This is a genomic window from Streptomyces sp. NPDC056734, from assembly GCF_042790455.1.
In the GTDB taxonomy this organism is placed as follows: Bacteria; Actinomycetota; Actinomycetes; order Streptomycetales; family Streptomycetaceae; genus Streptomyces.
In genome coordinates, this window is sequence record NZ_JBHTZD010000007.1 from 331,170 (window position 1) to 346,054 (window position 14,885).

Genomic DNA, 14,885 nt, shown 5'->3' on the forward strand with positions numbered 1-14,885 from the left:
CCGCCTCCCGGCCCGCAGCTTCACAGGGCGTGGGCCGGGAGTCGGCTCCCACCATCCGGCGTGTGGAGAACGCGGCACCACCCGCCTTCTCCACACGGGGCGTACAGGCGCCCCACGCCGGTACCTCCATCTGCTCCGTGAACTCCGAAGGCATAGGAGAAAGCCAGTATGACCATGGCACCGAGCACCTACCGAGTCCCCTTGCCCGAGCCCCTGATCGAACGCCTCGGCCAGGTCACCGCCCTTCCGGCTGCCGGACTCACCAGGGGCCTGCTGCACGACAACGTGCGCGCGGCCTACGACCGCATCCGCGTCATGTCGCCCGACGCGCAGATCGTCGTGGACCGCTGCCGTGAACTCCTCGATGACCCCGACGGCGAAGGCTTCGCCGTGATCGAGGTCGGCCCGCTGCTCGACCAGTACGGTCTCGACGACGGACAGAAAGCTGCGACCGTCCTGCTCTCCTGGCTCGGAACGCCGTTGCGGGCGTTCGACAAGTGGCCGCTGTGGAAGCCGATCGGCACGAATCTGACCATCGACCCGATGCGTGCCACTGGCTCCGGGTACAACCCGCTGCACATCGACGTGGTGAACGCGACCGAGCCGCCGGACTACAGCGCCCTGCTGTGCGTACGTCCCGACCCGCAGGGCGAGGGGTACAGCATCGTCTCTCGGCTCCGCCGGGCCGTAGACCGGCTCAGCGAGGGCGAGCGTGCCCTCCTCGCCGAGCCGGTGTTCCACGACGGCGCGTTCCACGACCTGACCGGCGTCGGCACGGAGTACGACCCGTTCCCTGCGCTCGACGGCCTGCCGCCGGCGGAAGGCTTCGTGCGGTTCACCGCGAAGATGCTCCCCGCCATGGATCTCCGGGACCCGCACATCAGCGCCGTACGCGCGCTGGAGCGGGAGCTGATCGCCGAGCAGAAGAGGTTCCTCCTCGGCTTCGGGGACTTGATCGTCGTGAACCAGCACCTGTGCGTGCACGGCCGCGAGGCCCTGGGAGTGGGGCAGGAGGAGGTGCCGGAGGAACGGCGTCGCCTGCTGTGGCAGATGTTCCTGCGCGCTACGGAGGCCGACGCGCGATGACGACCGCCGACCTGGGGATGCCGCTCGCCGTAGCGCTCTCCCCGGCCGTAGCCGAGCGGCGGCCGAAGACGAACCTGAGGGTCTGGCTCTGCGACCTCACCTACACACAGCAGACAGTGTCCGCCGAGACGATGCCGCAGGCCGTCGCCGGACTCGCCACCCACGCCGCCACCGTCATGGACTTCGTACTCGTCCCGCAGATCTTCAAATTCCCGGCGGATCTGGCGAAGGCCCGGAAGCCCAAGATGTCGCATTTTGACCTGATTTTCAGTCTTCCCACTATTTTTTGACAGGGTGGTGTAGATCCTGTGGCCGTCTGGGATTCACCCAGAGCCCGACCCCTCTGTCAGCCTGATTGGTTCGCCATTCTGCGGATGACGTCGTCCCGGCCGGCGGGCAGCGCTCTCTTTGGCGTAAAACGTGACGTGGCGCTGCCGGTCTCGTGCACCGCTGAGGTCCACGGTCAGCGGCTCCCGGCGCTAGGAACCGGAAGCCCTTGACGGCCGGACCGCCAGCCCAAATTGCCAGTCGGCCGGGGCAGCAGTGGCAAGGCTGCCGACCTCGTCGATGCGTGAGCGATGCGTGAGCGGACCCTCCTGGACGAGGTGTCACAGGCCGGACCGCGTGGCACGCTGCACGGCGTTGACCAGCGAGAACAGGGTCACACTGCAGCGCCCCGCACCCGCTGGCACGATCTCCCTCTCACTTTTATCCATTGGTTGTGGGTTCGAGTCCCACAGGGCCTACCGAGGCCAGAGCCGCTCTAAGGTTCTGACCAGCGGTTTAGCGGCCCCGACCAGTCCTCCTGGTCGGGGCCATGCCCTGTGTGGAGTCCGTCTGCGTGAGCGGGTGTGCCGACAGGCAGCGTGGCTTGTTCAGCCGCCGTGTCCTTTCTCAGGGTTCGGTGCCGCAGGCGTGCCCGCCTTCGTGGCATCGAAGGCGTCGGTGAGACCGCCGAGGCGGTCGGCAAGTTCCCGGAGCCGATCCGCGTGTGCCGTCAGGGTGTCCGCAAGGCGGCGCAAGTCGTCGGAGCCATGGGGATACCAGTCGCCATCAATCTCGACGTTGATGAAGGGGGCGTGACCGGGTGGGCGCTCGGTGAAGGGGCGCTGTTCGAAGCAAGCACGCAGAACCACCGGCGTGCTACTGCTTGTTGAGACAGTGAATTGGTAGTCAGGGCTCGCGTGCGCGATGTCGACGCGGTACCCGCCGGGCTGGTGCTCCGTCTCGCTTCCCGCACACCAGTCGGGTTCCCAGACGGTCACGGGTCCGTGATCGCAAGTGGGGACAGTCACGGTCCGGGATGAGTTGTCATGATCAGGAATGGGCGCGTTCCTTGTTCCGGTAGTCATCGGTCCTGGGCCAGCGTTTGGGGTGGGGATCTCGGCTCATTCCTCGTTCAGGAGTTCAGCCGCGGCCTTCGGATCCATGAGGGTCGACCAGGCTTGCTCGGCGGGAAACAGGGGGCGGCTGGGCAGGGCGTACTCGGGGTACCAGACGGTGGGGTCGCAGCCGGGGACCTGGCGCAGGATGACCGCGATGAGATCGTCGGGTACGGAGCCGGTGATGCGCACCGCAGCATAGGTCTCATGGCCGTCGTCGGCGCGTACGAGGATGCCGAGGCGAAAAGTGGGAAAGTCGGCGGCGTGCTCATGCCCGTCGTGCAGTGATCCACGAGCCAGCTCCCGGACGGTCGCAGCGAGACGGCGGACAAGCCGGATACCGGCTTCGAGCTGGTAGCGATCACGGTCGTTCTGGTCAGGGAGGAGATGCCCGACGTACGTCTTGGTGCTCAGGGGTTGGCGGTTGTCGGCGTTGTAGCGAGCTCGTGCAGCGCTCGCGGTCGTCTCCAGGGCCGAGTAGAAGTCGTCTGGTGACCCGTCCTCGCGTTGCCCGGCAGCGATGAGCCAGGGCAGATCCTCGTCGGTCCAGACCGCTCCGCGCCAGCGTCGGACCTTGACTTTGAAGAGCACCTCATCATCGACCGAGCGGATCCGCTCATGTCCCGCCTCGTCGTCGGCGAAGTGTTCCCGGGCCTTGGCCAAGATCGGATGATCCAGTTCATCGAGCGGTTCCCTGGCTGGCGGAAGCGGTAATTTCAAGTCCTCGCGGAGTGCGCGGAGGGTGGGTCGAACGGGCCGCACGGGTCAGTCGTCCTCGCCTACTCCACCGAGTTCCTTGATCCGCTCCGGTGACAGCCCGGTGAGCAGCGAGACGCTCGATTCCACGGATCCGTCAAGCTTGCGCAGCTTCTCCAGCATGCTGGCCCGAACCTCCTCACGGCGGATCTCCAAGTAGGTTCGGACGGCCTCCGCGACCAGGTCCTTCTTCGTCATCCCCAGAAAGTGAGCGCCGTCCGCGATCAGCTCGTCTATGGCCGCATCGACTTTCAACGGTGCTGTCGTCCGGGTCGTCCGACTGCGGGCTTCCCCTGTGATTCTCATGCTCACACCCTCTCTCTGGTACCAAAAGATACTCCTATTCTTCTCTACTCACGAGGGGTGAGTGGACAGCGAAGCACCTGCTCGTCCTGGTTGTCGGTCTCGATAGACACGACGCTCGTCCCGCCGGAGTGCCGGTTCGAGTCGGTGCGGGCCTCGGGCCGATGAATTGGACGAGGTTGCCCTCGTAGCCGAGCCCGAAGTGCGAGTACATCTAGAGCTTGCGGACGAACGCGCGGGCGCCGTTGTGGAAGAACACGGTGACGCCCTGGTTGTCGGGGCGCTCGCCGTCGCGGGCGGACCAGCGTTCGATGCGCTCGATCTCCGGGGACTCGGCCCGGCCGATCGCCGCCGCGAACCAGCCCTCGGCGTTGTCGCCCGGCGTCGGCTCCGCCCAGGTGGCCGGGGTGCCCTGCTGCGGTTGCTCGTCGTGCTCGTGGCGCTCGCCGTCGGCGAGTTGCCCGACGATCTGCCAGCGGGATTCCTTGCCGTCCGCAGTGACGGCCAGGCCGTTGGGGATTTTGGTGTCCCCGGCGTCCGCCAGGGTCTGCACCTGGGTCACCCCCGGCGTGTTCTTCAGGGCGTCGAGGGCGAAGGCTTGGAACCGGCGGGAGCGCATGGGCATCAATTCCTCTCGGGGCGGGCCGTGCCAGTTCAGGAGTGCGCGGAGTGCGATGCGCCGTTGGCGCCTGCGGTCCCGGCCGGGACGGGGGCACCGGCCGGGACCGCAGGGGACACCACCCGCCACTCACCGACTGAGGGGCGGGCGGCGGTCACAGGCTGGTCTCCGCCCGCGCCGTGTACGCCTCCCACAGGGCCTGCGCCATGGCGCAGGTCTCGCTGTCCGCAGCGCAGACCAGACAGCTGCTGACGTGGTCGATGTAGGCGCGGTACGCGGTCTGTTTGGCGGTGTACTCGATGTTGCTCGCGGCGCGCTGCATGTGGCCAGTGCCGCTACCTCCGTCGTGCCACTGCCACCCGGTGCCGGTCACAGTGTCCTCCGGGTGCCAGCAGCTGGCGGGTGGTGGCGGCGGATCAGGACGTTCATGTCGATGACGCGGGACAGGTCGCCGGCGGCCTGGGCCTGGTGGCGGGTGCGGGCCCAGTTCGCGCACTGGGTGCAGCCGGGGTGCGGTTGGGGTGGGGGCAGGGGGAAGTTCATGTGGTGCGTCGTCCGTCCTTCATGAGGCGCCGCAGGGCGATGCCGGTCGGGCAGTTGCCCGCAGCGTCCACGCACTGCTCGCACGCGGGTGCGTGGTCCAACAGGGCCTGGTACGCACGCTCCGCGGTGTGGTGGCGGCAGGCGCGGGGGAACCAGTGGCCGGTGTCGTCCTGGCGCTCGCCGAGGTCGATGGCGGTCTCGGCCGTCAGGGGCTTCTCGGTGGTGCCCCAGACGCAGACCGCGCCGCGCGCCTGGGCGTCGGTCAGGGTGTCCAGCGGGGGGAGCGCGAGCAGGGCGGCGGCCTCGCCCGTGATGTCGTGCAGGGTCCTGGTCACCGGGGCCGCCCTCCGGCCTCGCGCTCGGCGCTCATCCCTACGGACGGGTACAGGTGGGCGGGATCCTCGGGGTCGGTGTACTCGAAGGTGTGGCAGCCCGGATGCCCCGCGAACGAGACGCACACTTCGTCGGCGTTGTCGGTGTTGCAGTCCGGTAGGACGAGGACCTTCTCCGCGGGGCGTCCGTCCGCCCACTCCGCCCACACCTCACCGTGGGTCGGGGTGTCGAGTTCCCATGTCAGATCGCGGTGGGGGCCGTCCGGGTGCTCCTCCAGGATGCAGAGCAGGGACGAGTGGACCGATTACCTGGGGGTCGCTGCTGTCCGGGATGTGGATGAGCATGAGCGCGATCAGGTCCACCGGCATCCTCCCCGGCGCACCGCAGATCCGCCGCTCGGGCGGGCTGGCCGGGGGGATCACGGCTGCACCTCCAGGATCGCGAGGCGCTCGATCACGGAGGGCGGGATGTCGTGAATGGTGCCGGTCACGGGCTTCTCCAGGGGGCCGCGGGGTGTGAGCCCTGCCAAGCCCGAGCGGGCAATCCACCTACACGGCGGGGGCTCAGAAGGAAGTCCACCCCTGAACCAGCCTGTAGACCAGGCGAAGATGCCTTGCCAGTGAGAACGTGACCCCGGTGATTATTACCTTCGGACTGCCGTAGTCGAGACGCCGGCGCTACCTTGCAGATGTGGCGAAGAACAAAGCACTGGCCGCAGCCATGGCTGATCTGGTCCTCTCTCAAGCGGAGCTAGCCCGCAGACTGAATGCCGAGAACGAAGCACTGACGGGGTCCGAAGGGCGCCTGACGGACCGGGATGTGCGGCGGTACCTCGATGGCGACACCCAGTGGCCTCATGCGAGGCAACGTCTCTGCCTTGAGAAGGTATTTGGGCGATCGGCCACCGAGTTGGGGTTCAGCCGGGGCAAGACCGCTCAAGCGCGCCGCCGATCCAACACTGCCGCCAGCGGGCCTCTACCAGCCGGTGCTCCCCTACTCACCCGACTCGGTATGAGTGACGTATGCCGCTTCCACAGCGAGTATGTGCAGATCCTCCAGGATGACTGGAAGGTCGGGGGCGCAAGGAAGGTGGAGAACGATGCTGTCGAGCTTTCCATGCGCATCCAGTCCACTCTCTCCTTGGGAACGGCCTCGACCCGGGTGCGGCATGCGCTGTACTCCCTTGCCTCCGACGTAATCAGCACTGCTGCCTTCGCCGCCATTGATGCCAAGGTTCGCACCCGTGCTCGTAGACACCTCGACAGGGCCGTCGCATTGGCTGGGCTATCCGGGGAATCCGAGACGCAGTACCACGTGTGGAACCACTTGGCGATGGCGGCCGGACAGCGAGAAGACCATGTCGAAGGGGTGGCCGCCGCTGAGACCATGAAAGGGCTTTGGATCGCCCGGCGTGATCCTCTGTATGCTTCCCTTGCCCACATGCGCAATGCAAAGGAATTGGCCCGGAGTTGTCGGCGAAGCGAAGCCCTCCGAGCCCTTGCCGCCGCAGAGAGATTCTTTTGCAGGGCTGGCAATGAAGAGCGGCCAGCCTGGATCGATTTCTATGATCAGAGCGAACTGGACGGACTCTCGGCCAGCATCTGGTTCTGTGTGGGTGACTTCGGGAAGGCCGAATACTTCTTTCATCGAACGCTCTCAGGGATCCGTCCCGAACTCGTTCGCAACGTGTCTCTGTACACGGCTCACCTCGCGCTGGCCCAAGCATGTCAGGGGGAGTTGGAGTTGGCGTGCGCCACAAGCCAGGAAGCGCTTGGCCGGCTCGCTGGGTCGGGATCGAAGCGCACCATTGACACTCTGGGCAGGGTGCGGACTGTGGTTGTCTCGGCGGGGTCAAGGGCACCTGAAGTGACTTCATGGATCGAAAGGTCGCAGCAGTGGAAGTAAAATCCTACGGACAGCAGGATGCGAAGGGTATCCGGACGATGCTTCTGGATATCCACGATGCGGCCTATGAGGGGTCGACGGATTCCTTTGACTCCAGAGAGCGTTTTGCTGATTTCGTTGATGGTTGGAGCAGTCGGGACGGCTGGGTCTGCCTCATCGGCTTTGACGAGGGTGAACCAGTTGGCTACCTTTACGGAGCCCCTTTCAGCCCCGGTGGCTGGTGGAGGGGATCAAATCGGCCTGAGTTTCTGGGCGCCGAGGACCGAGCCTTCGCGCTGTCTGAACTGATGGTGTTGCCCCGGTGGCGAAAGACCGGCGCCTCTTTGAGACTTCACGAGACCCTGCTGGCGAGCAGGACCGAAGGGGCGGTGACGCTGTTTGTCGACCTTTCACATCCCAAGGTCGTGGCCCTCTACGAATCATGGGGTTACGAGAAAGTTGACGAGTCCAAACCCTATGAAGACTCCCCGGTATTCGCCGTAATGCTGAGACTTCTCAAGCCCCAGCGTAGTAACCGGGCATGACGAAACGCCCCCTTTCCTGGGCCTGATGCGGGCCGTGCGAGGGGGCGTCGTGGTTCAGCGTGCGAGTGCCTGCCACACGGCCAGGCCCAGCGCGCCCACGGCCGTCAGTGCGGTGGCGCCGTCACCGGCCAGCGGTTCCGCTCCAGCGTGTCCGACTGCTGCTCGTGATCGTCGAGTGTTCTGTCCGTCTGCTCGCCGCGCTGCACCAGGGGCGGGAGCTGGCGGTCGACCCGCGTGAACCCACTTCCATCGTCCGCCGGAGTTCGGCCAGTTCGTGCGCGATCGACGGATCACCCCCGCAGGCGCGGGGCCGACTGGACCGGCACCAACGAGGACGAGGTGCAGACCGGACCACCCCCGCAGGCGCGGGGCTGACCGTGGCACATTGCCCCCACCGACGTGCGCTTCGGACCACCCCCGCAGGCGCGGGGCCGACCCTTCGCGACCTGCGCTTCTATCAGCGAAGGACCCCATTCTCATTCAGTGGGAGCGTCCCGAAACCTTGATCAGGATGCGTCAATAGACGGTGAGGAAGGACAACGATGGTCAGTCCGCTGCTCCTTGTCGGTGCTGACTTTAGGATCCCGAGTCACCTTACGGAGCCGAACTCCACGAACGGAGTTGAGGCGTCCCGCAGTTGCCGTGGTCTTCCTGGCGGGCTGCCGGGGAAGTCCGAGGGCAACGCACCCCGAGGATGTCGTCCGTCGAACTCGCACGAGGGGTCGGCTCCGTGTCTGCGGGGTCACCGGGTCCCGGCGTTGACGGTTGTGGTGCAGCAACCGTCGGGCTGGGTGTCGTACAGGCCCGCGCCGCCGCACACGCCGGTTTCCGGGAGGGTGAGTTCTACGCGTTGGGCGGCCTCGTGGTCGCCGGCGATCGCGGCGGCCACGGAGCGGACCTGCTCGTGGCCGGTCATGGCCAGGAACGTGGGGGCGCGGCCGTAGGACTTCATGCCGACCAGGTACACGTCCTTCTCGGGGTGGGACAGCTCGTTGACGCCGTGGGGGTAGACGGTGCCGCAGGAGTGGACGTTGGGGTCGATGAGCGGGGCCAGTGCCGCTGGGGCCTGGAGGCGTTCGTCCAGGCCGAGGCGTAGCTCCGACAGGTAGGACAGGTCGGGGCGCAGGCCCGTCAGGACGATGATCTCGTCGACGGGGGCGAGGCGGCGGCCGTCCTCCGAGAGTAGGACGAGTCCGTCGTCGGCGTGTTCCACGGCCTGGGTGCGGAAGCCGGTCACGGCGGTCGCGTGGCCGTTTTCCACCGCCGCCTTCGCTCGCAGGCCGAGGGCGCCGCGGGCCGGGAGCTGGTCGGTCTCGCCGCCGCCGAAGGTGTTCGCTCCGATACCGCGGCGCACGATCCATACCGTGTGGGTGCCGGGTGCAAGGCTGGACAGGTCGGCCAAGTGGGCCAGGGTGGTGAAGGCGGAGGCTCCGGAGCCGATGACCGCCGTGCGGCGTCCGGCGTGGCGGGCGCGGACCTCCGGGTCGGTCAGGTCCGGGACGCGGTACGAGATGTGGGCGGCTGCCGCCCGCTCGCCCAGGGCGGGGAGGCCGTCCGCGCCCATCGGGCTCGGGAGGGACCAGGTGCCGGACGCGTCGATCACGGCTCGCGCGGTGATCCGGGCCTCGCCGCCGTCGGACGCGGTGACGTGCACGGTGAAGGGCTGCGCGTCGCGGTCGGCGTCCACGATCCGGTCCCGGCCGGCCCGGGCGACGCCGGTCACCGTGGTGCCGTAGCGGACCGGGTCGCCGAGGGCGTCGGCCAGCGGCTGGAGGTAGTGCTCGGCCCAGTCGCCGCCGGTGGGGTGGGCGGTGGGGTCGGGGCGGTTCCAGCCGGTGGCGGCGAGGAGCTTCTCGGCGGCCGCGTCGGTGATCTCGGCCCACGGTGAGAAGAGCCGTACGTGGGCCCAGCCTCGTACCGCCGTGCCCGCCGAGGGCCCTGACTCCAGGACCAGCGGTTCGATGCCGTGCTGTACGAGGTGGGCCGCGGCGGCCAGACCGATGGGACCGGCGCCGATGACGACGACGGGGGGTGAGGGGTTGGGGGGTGGTGCGTTCACGGGGGTCCCCTTTTGGTGCGATGCGATGGCTCATTCGACAGTTGATTTGATGAGCGTCTATGTCTTTCGGGAGTCCAGCGTGACAGCTGATTTGATGGGCGTCAATGTAGTGGTGAGGCTTCGGGTGTTCGGTCGGCTGTCTCCGCTCTGGCGTGCCTGATTCGATGTGTGTCAACATAGATGTGTGTCGAATGTGAGCGGGTTTCCGCTGGTCGAGTCCGGAGGGGGCGATGCCGTGGTGGCCTGCTGCCCGCCGCTGAGTGCGCGGCCGTTCTCCGCCGAGGAGGCCGAGACGGCCGCGCGGATGTTCAAGGCGCTCGGGGACCCGGTGCGGCTGCGGCTGTTCTCCGCCGTCGCCTCCCATGAGGGGGGTGAGGCGTGCGTGTGTGACATCTCCGATGTGGGGGTTTCCCAGCCGACCGTGTCCCACCATCTGAAGAAGCTCAAGGAAGCCGGGCTGCTCAGCTCCGAGCGGCGGGGTACATGGGTGTACTACCGGGTCGAGCCGTCCGTGCTCGCCGCCATGGGTACGTTGCTGATGCCCGCCTCCGGCTGAAGCGGATCGCGGGCCACCGGGGCTGGAGTCGGAAGCCGGGGCTGGAGTCGGGCGCCGAGGTAGCCGCCGATCAGGCCGCCGGTGCCGCAGGCCAGCCCCAGTGCCCAGTCCGGCGCCACACTCCCGGGGCTGCCCAGCGCGTCCGCCGCTACTGCGGCGAAGCCCCCCGGCCGCCTGCGGTGAACCTCCTCCGCCACGCGAGGGACACATACACCAGCCCGATCAGGACCGGCACCTCGATCAGCGGGCCGACCACGCCCGACAGGGCCTGGCCGGAGGTGACGCCGAAGGTGGCGATGGCGACCGCGATGGCCAGCTCGAAGTTGTTGCCGGCGGCCGTGAAGGCGAGGGTCGCGGTGCGGTCGTAGGCCAGGCCGATGGCCTTGCCGAGGGCGAAGGTGCCGAACCACATCAGCGCGAAGTAGACCAGCAGGGGGAGCGCGATCCGGGCGACGTCCAGTGGCTGGGAGGTGATCGTCTTTCCTTGCAGGGCGAAGAGGATGACGATGGTGAACAGGAGGCCGTACAGCGCCCAGGGGCCGATCCTCGGGAGGAAGCCGGATTCGTACGCGTCGCGGCCGAGCCTCTTCTCGCCGATGCGGCGGGTGAGGAATCCGGCGAGGAGGGGGACGCCGAGGAAGATGACCACGTTCAGGGCGATCTTCCACATCGAGATGTCGAGGTTCTCGCCGTCGCCGAGGCCGAGCCAGCCTGGGAGCAGGTCCAGGTAGAACCAGCCCAGCACACCGAACGCCAGGACCTGGAAGACGGAGTTCAGGGCGACCAGGACGGCCGCCGCCTCCCGGTCGCCGCACGCCAGGTCGTTCCAGATGATGACCATCGCTATGCAGCGGGCCAGGCCGACGATGATCAGGCCGGTGCGGTACTCCGGCAGATCCGGCAGGAAGATCCAGGCCAGGGCGAACATCACCGCCGGGCCGGCGATCCAGTTGATGAGCAGCGAGGAGATCATCAGCTTGCGGTCGCCGGTGACGGCGTCGAGCCGGTCGTAGCGGACCTTCGCCAGGACTGGATACATCATCACCAGCAGGCCGGCGGCGATCGGGACGGAGATCCCGCCGATCTCGACCTTCGCGAGGGCGTCGTTCAGGGCGGGGACCGCGCGTCCCAGGCCCAGCCCGAGGGCCATGGCGAGCAGGATCCAGGCGGCGAGGTAGCGGTCGAGGGTCGACAGGTTCGCGGCGATCGGCGTCCGCGCGATCGGCGTCTGCGTGGTGGACGTCTGCGCGATCGGCGTCTGCGCGGTGGACGTCTGCGTGGGGGACTTCGCGGTGGTCGCGGACGCCTCGGCCTCGGTCACTGGCACGCCCGCTTGCTGCCGGCGGCCTTGCGTGCGGACTCCGCCAGCTCGGCGAACCGGTCCGAGAGCTGGGCCAGGACGTCCGGGCGGAGCCGGTAGTACGTGTACCGGCCGCACGGTTCGGTGTCCACGACCCCGGCGTCGCGCAGCACCTTCAGATGGTTGGAGAGGTTCGTCTGCCGTGCGCCGGTCTCCTCGACCAAGTGCGTGGTGCAGAGCGTCTCCTTGGCGAGGAGGGTGACGATCCGGAGGCGGAGCGGATCGGCCAGGACCCGCAATAGATCAGTATCGACTGACGTCAGCATGTGCTGATACTTTCACATCGGCCGCCGAGACCGACACCAGCCCGAGCTGACTCCAACCCACGATTCCTGGGACCCGTACCCGGCCCCCGCCGGGACCGCAGCCTGAAAGGGCCTCCGTGACCACGTCCCCGCTCCCGGATCTCCCCGATCTCCCCGATCTCCCCGATGTCCCTGATCTGTCTGATCTGTCTGATCTTCCCGCCCTGCCCGACCACCGCCTGGCCACCGGCGTCGCCCGTCTGGCCCTGCGCCACCCTGGGCACTTCTCGCCGGAGACCGTCCAGCGCCTGGTCACCGACTCCTACGACCGTCTCGCCGAGCACGCCCGCGTCCGCGCCCACCTCGCCCTGCTGACCGAGCAACTGGCCGCCGAACGCCTCGACGCCCTCGCCCACATAGAGGGCGCACCCGGCACCGGCCTGCCGCGCGTGCTGTTCGTGTGCGGGCACAACACCGGCCGCTCGCAACTGGCCGCCGCCCTTCTCGCCCACCGGGCCGCCGGACAGGTCGTGGTCTCCTCGGCGGGCACGGAACCCGGCCCCGACATCGAGCCCGTCGTCGCCCTGGTCCTGACCGAGGCCGGTATCGACGTGTCGGACGCGTTCCCCAAGCCGCTCACCGACGAGGTCGTACGGGCCGCCGGCCTCGTCATCACCATGGGCGGCGGCGACGCCTGCCCCGTGCTGCCGGGCCCCCGTTATCTGGACTGGCCGGTCGCCGACCTCAAGGCCGCTCCCATCGCCGTCGTACGGGCCATCCGGGACGCCATCGACGCCCGTATCACCCAGCTCCTCGCGTCGCTGCCGCCCAACTGACCTCCCCGTCACGAAAGAAGTCCCGATGTCCGACCCCGTCAGCCCCCTCGCGTCCGTCCTGTTCGTCTGCGTCCACAACGCCGGCCGCTCCCAGATGGCCGCCGGATTCCTCACCCATCTCGCCGGTGACTGCGTCGAGGTCCGCTCCGCCGGTTCCCTGCCCGGCGACCGGGTCAACCCCGCCGCCGTCGAGGCCATGGCGGAACTGGGCATCGACATCTCCGAGGCCAGGCCGAAGATCCTCACCGCCGACGCCGTACAGGCGTCCGACTACATCATCACCATGGGCTGTGGCGACGCCTGCCCGGTCTTCCCCGGCAGGACGTACCTCGACTGGGCCCTGGCGGACCCGGCGGGCAAGGGCGTCGAGGCCGTCCGTCCGATCCGCGACGAGATCAGGGCGCGCGTCGAGGATCTGGTCGCCGCGATCGACGCCGGGCGGTAGCAGCGACACCGGGCGGGCGGTAGCAGCGACGCCGGGCGGCGGTAGCAGCGATGACGGGTGGCGGCGGTGGCGAAGGTGGCGGGCGGTCGGGTCACTGAGTGGGCTGTCCGCCCCCCGGCCGGGGCCGGTCTCCCGCCCCGACCACCAAGGAATTCAAAAAAGTTTCGGTACCGGCGCCGCCCCCCTGACCGGCCACGATCCGCCCGCAACGGATCACCGACAGCTGGCACACAGCGGGGTTTTACCTGGATTTTCTACTCCGGGTAGCAAATTTGCGCCGTGGATACCGACCGAAACGCCCTCGCTGCGTCGAGCCCTGGCCTGTCCGTCCAAGGGCCCGCCGGCCGTGTTCCGCCGCCACGCACCCCCGGCCACGGCCACCCGAGCAGCTGCGCCCTGCGCCCCATGGCGGCGGAGGACCTGGCGTTCGTGGTCGACCAACATCTGGTGCACTTCCCCGACGGGTTCTTCGCCCGGCTCGGGCGCCCCTATCTGACGGCCTACACCCGCACCTATCTGACGAGCCGTCACGCACGTGCGTACGTCGCCGAGTCCGACGGCGTGGCGGTCGGCTTCCTCGTCGGTGTGATCGACCCCGTGGCGCACCGCAGACATGTCCTGGACGAGCACGGCAGAGGGCTCGCCCTGCGTGCCTGCGCCGCGCTGTCGGTACGACCCCGCCTCGCCCTGCACTTCGTCCGTACCCGGCTGGGGCGTTACGCCCGCAAACTCCTGCCCCGTGTGCGCGAGCAGCACCCGGAGCCCGCGCCCGGCACATCCGGTGCCGGCGTCAGCGCCGTGCTCGCCCATGTCGTCGTCAGTACCCACCTCCGTTCGTACGGCCTCGGCTCGGCGTTCGTCCAGCGGTTCGTCCAGGACGCGGACGCGGCCGGCTGCGCCCGCGTCTGCCTGGTCACCGTCGCCGGGCCGGGCGGCGCGGGCCGCTACTACGAGCGGCTCGGCTGGCTCCGTACCGGCGAACACCGCACCCCCGAGGGCCGGCTCATGCTGACGTACGAGTTTCCCCTCCGGCATCGTCAACGAGGAACAGCACCGTGATCCGCCCCGCCCGCAGGCCCGCCCGCACCCATGACCGCACCCATGACCGTGGCCATGCCCGTCGCCTCGCCCCGCTCACCCTGGTGGCCCTCCTGCTCGCCACCGCCTGCACCACCACCTCGGACAACCCGTCCGGCGCCCCCGAGGCCACCCCCTCCTCCACCCCCTCCCCTTCACCTTCCTCCAGCAGCCCGTCCCCCACCCCCACTCCGACTGCCACCCCCACCCCCACCCAGACCCTCGCCCCCGCCGCCGATGCCGTCGTGGAGGACGTCCCCGCCGAACAGTGGGAGGAGATGCGGGACGCCGGGATGGTCCGGGAGGGGTGTCCGGTGACCTCGCCCGATCAGTTGCGGCGGGTGGAGGTCAACTACCACGGGTTCGACGGGCAGATCCACCGTGGCGTGCTGGTGGTCAACGCGGACACCGCCGAGAGCGTCGCCCGGATCTTCACGGAGATCTTCGACGCCCAGTTCCCGATCCGCAGCATGCGGCCGATGGAGGAGTACGACGGCGACAACACCGCGAGCCTCGCCGCCGACAACACGGCCGCCTTCAACTGCCGTACCCCGGACCAGATCAACGCGCCACCCGCCGAGTCACCGCACGCCAATGGCCGGGCCATCGACATCAACCCCCTGGAGAACCCCTGGAAGGACCTGCGCTGCGACTGCTGGCAGCCCAGCGCCGAGTTCCAGGCCCGCACCGAGGGCGAGGGCAAGATCCTCGAAGGGGGGCCGGTCTGGCAGGCGTTCGACGACGAGGGCTGGGTCTGGCAGGACATCGACGTACCGGACTACATGCACTTCGACACCGGCTATCCGTCGACGCCCTACTCCGCCCCGGGCACCCCGGCACCGTGAGCGCCGGAACA

Annotated in this window: 20 protein-coding genes and 1 CRISPR repeat array; of the genes, 9 read left to right on the plus strand and 11 right to left on the minus strand. The window is 68.5% G+C overall.

Features of this window, described 5'->3' with window-relative positions; translation table 11 throughout:
* Positions 1-168 precede the first annotated feature (168 nt).
* Together ACFRFC_RS13590 and ACFRFC_RS13595 are read left to right on the plus strand one after the other, a co-directional pair.
* Positions 169-1,086, plus strand: coding sequence for a TauD/TfdA family dioxygenase (locus tag ACFRFC_RS13590; RefSeq protein WP_382682210.1), 918 nt, complete (start codon positions 169-171; stop codon positions 1,084-1,086).
* Positions 1,083-1,376, plus strand: coding sequence for a hypothetical protein (locus ACFRFC_RS13595; protein ID WP_382682207.1), 294 nt, complete (start codon positions 1,083-1,085; stop codon positions 1,374-1,376). The genes ACFRFC_RS13590 and ACFRFC_RS13595 overlap by 4 nt, the downstream gene beginning before the upstream one ends.
* Positions 1,377-1,961: 585 nt before the next feature.
* Here the strand turns inward: ACFRFC_RS13595 and ACFRFC_RS13600 are convergent.
* The 8 genes from ACFRFC_RS13600 to ACFRFC_RS13635 form a co-directional block, all read right to left on the minus strand.
* Positions 1,962-2,438: a DUF6907 domain-containing protein gene (locus ACFRFC_RS13600; RefSeq protein ID WP_382682204.1), complete on the minus strand. Its 477-nt coding sequence runs from the start codon at positions 2,436-2,438 to the stop codon at positions 1,962-1,964.
* A 36-nt stretch (positions 2,439-2,474) separates the two neighbouring features.
* Positions 2,475-3,131: a hypothetical protein gene (locus tag ACFRFC_RS13605; protein ID WP_382682202.1), complete on the minus strand. Its 657-nt coding sequence runs from the start codon at positions 3,129-3,131 to the stop codon at positions 2,475-2,477.
* 102 nt (positions 3,132-3,233) lie between these two features.
* Positions 3,234-3,422, minus strand: a complete 189-nt coding sequence (locus ACFRFC_RS13610) for a hypothetical protein (RefSeq protein WP_382682200.1) — start codon at positions 3,420-3,422, stop codon at positions 3,234-3,236.
* Between the two features lie 319 nt (positions 3,423-3,741).
* Positions 3,742-4,146 carry a hypothetical protein gene (locus ACFRFC_RS13615; protein WP_382682198.1) on the minus strand — a complete coding sequence of 135 codons (405 nt, stop codon included), beginning with the start codon at positions 4,144-4,146 and terminating at the stop codon, positions 3,742-3,744.
* Between the two features lie 154 nt (positions 4,147-4,300).
* Positions 4,301-4,468 carry a hypothetical protein gene (locus ACFRFC_RS13620; RefSeq protein WP_382682195.1) on the minus strand — a complete coding sequence of 56 codons (168 nt, stop codon included), beginning with the start codon at positions 4,466-4,468 and terminating at the stop codon, positions 4,301-4,303.
* Between the two features lie 47 nt (positions 4,469-4,515).
* The gene (locus ACFRFC_RS13625) at positions 4,516-4,689 is read right to left on the minus strand and encodes a hypothetical protein (protein WP_382682193.1); all 174 of its coding nucleotides are present in this window, start codon (positions 4,687-4,689) and stop codon (positions 4,516-4,518) included.
* Positions 4,686-5,024: a hypothetical protein gene (locus ACFRFC_RS13630; RefSeq protein WP_382682191.1), complete on the minus strand. Its 339-nt coding sequence runs from the start codon at positions 5,022-5,024 to the stop codon at positions 4,686-4,688. The genes ACFRFC_RS13625 and ACFRFC_RS13630 overlap by 4 nt, the downstream gene beginning before the upstream one ends.
* Positions 5,021-5,230, minus strand: a complete 210-nt coding sequence (locus ACFRFC_RS13635) for a hypothetical protein (RefSeq protein ID WP_382682189.1) — start codon at positions 5,228-5,230, stop codon at positions 5,021-5,023. The genes ACFRFC_RS13630 and ACFRFC_RS13635 overlap by 4 nt, the downstream gene beginning before the upstream one ends.
* Before the next feature lie 482 nt (positions 5,231-5,712).
* Here ACFRFC_RS13635 and ACFRFC_RS13640 point away from each other — a divergent pair, with 482 nt between their 5' ends.
* Both ACFRFC_RS13640 and ACFRFC_RS13645 read left to right on the plus strand, forming a co-directional pair.
* The gene (locus ACFRFC_RS13640) at positions 5,713-6,927 is read left to right on the plus strand and encodes an XRE family transcriptional regulator (RefSeq protein ID WP_382682187.1); all 1,215 of its coding nucleotides are present in this window, start codon (positions 5,713-5,715) and stop codon (positions 6,925-6,927) included.
* A complete protein-coding gene (locus tag ACFRFC_RS13645) occupies positions 6,897-7,451 on the plus strand; it encodes a GNAT family N-acetyltransferase (protein WP_382682184.1) in 555 nt (184 codons plus the stop codon). Before ACFRFC_RS13640 ends, ACFRFC_RS13645 begins: the two co-directional genes overlap by 31 nt.
* A gap of 286 nt (positions 7,452-7,737) precedes the next feature.
* A CRISPR array of direct repeats spans positions 7,738-7,888; the repeat unit is 20 nt; unit sequence CACCCCCGCAGGCGCGGGGC.
* 305 nt (positions 7,889-8,193) lie between these two features.
* Here the strand turns inward: ACFRFC_RS13645 and ACFRFC_RS13650 are convergent.
* Positions 8,194-9,510, minus strand: coding sequence for an NAD(P)-binding domain-containing protein (locus ACFRFC_RS13650; RefSeq protein WP_382682182.1), 1,317 nt, complete (start codon positions 9,508-9,510; stop codon positions 8,194-8,196).
* A 184-nt stretch (positions 9,511-9,694) separates the two neighbouring features.
* Between ACFRFC_RS13650 and ACFRFC_RS13655 the strand changes: the two genes are divergently transcribed.
* Complete coding sequence (locus ACFRFC_RS13655) at positions 9,695-10,066, plus strand: ArsR/SmtB family transcription factor (protein ID WP_382682180.1); 372 nt, start codon at positions 9,695-9,697, stop codon at positions 10,064-10,066.
* 148 nt (positions 10,067-10,214) lie between these two features.
* Here the strand turns inward: ACFRFC_RS13655 and arsB are convergent, their stop codons facing one another.
* Both arsB and ACFRFC_RS13665 read right to left on the minus strand, forming a co-directional pair.
* Positions 10,215-11,318, minus strand: coding sequence for an ACR3 family arsenite efflux transporter (gene arsB, locus ACFRFC_RS13660; RefSeq protein ID WP_382682855.1), 1,104 nt, complete (start codon positions 11,316-11,318; stop codon positions 10,215-10,217).
* Between the two features lie 65 nt (positions 11,319-11,383).
* Complete coding sequence (locus tag ACFRFC_RS13665) at positions 11,384-11,692, minus strand: ArsR/SmtB family transcription factor (protein WP_382682178.1); 309 nt, start codon at positions 11,690-11,692, stop codon at positions 11,384-11,386.
* Between the two features lie 116 nt (positions 11,693-11,808).
* Between ACFRFC_RS13665 and ACFRFC_RS13670 the strand changes: the two genes are divergently transcribed.
* From ACFRFC_RS13670 to ACFRFC_RS13685, 4 genes are all read left to right on the plus strand, one after another.
* On the plus strand, positions 11,809-12,507 hold the full coding sequence (locus ACFRFC_RS13670; RefSeq protein ID WP_382682176.1) for a low molecular weight phosphatase family protein: 699 nt from the start codon (positions 11,809-11,811) through the stop codon (positions 12,505-12,507).
* A gap of 25 nt (positions 12,508-12,532) precedes the next feature.
* Positions 12,533-12,952, plus strand: a complete 420-nt coding sequence (locus tag ACFRFC_RS13675; protein ID WP_382682174.1) for an arsenate reductase ArsC — start codon at positions 12,533-12,535, stop codon at positions 12,950-12,952.
* 405 nt (positions 12,953-13,357) lie between these two features.
* Positions 13,358-14,011, plus strand: coding sequence for a GNAT family N-acetyltransferase (locus ACFRFC_RS13680; protein ID WP_382682172.1), 654 nt, complete (start codon positions 13,358-13,360; stop codon positions 14,009-14,011).
* Positions 14,008-14,874, plus strand: a complete 867-nt coding sequence (locus ACFRFC_RS13685; protein ID WP_382682169.1) for a M15 family metallopeptidase — start codon at positions 14,008-14,010, stop codon at positions 14,872-14,874. Before ACFRFC_RS13680 ends, ACFRFC_RS13685 begins: the two co-directional genes overlap by 4 nt.
* Positions 14,875-14,885 lie beyond the last annotated feature (11 nt).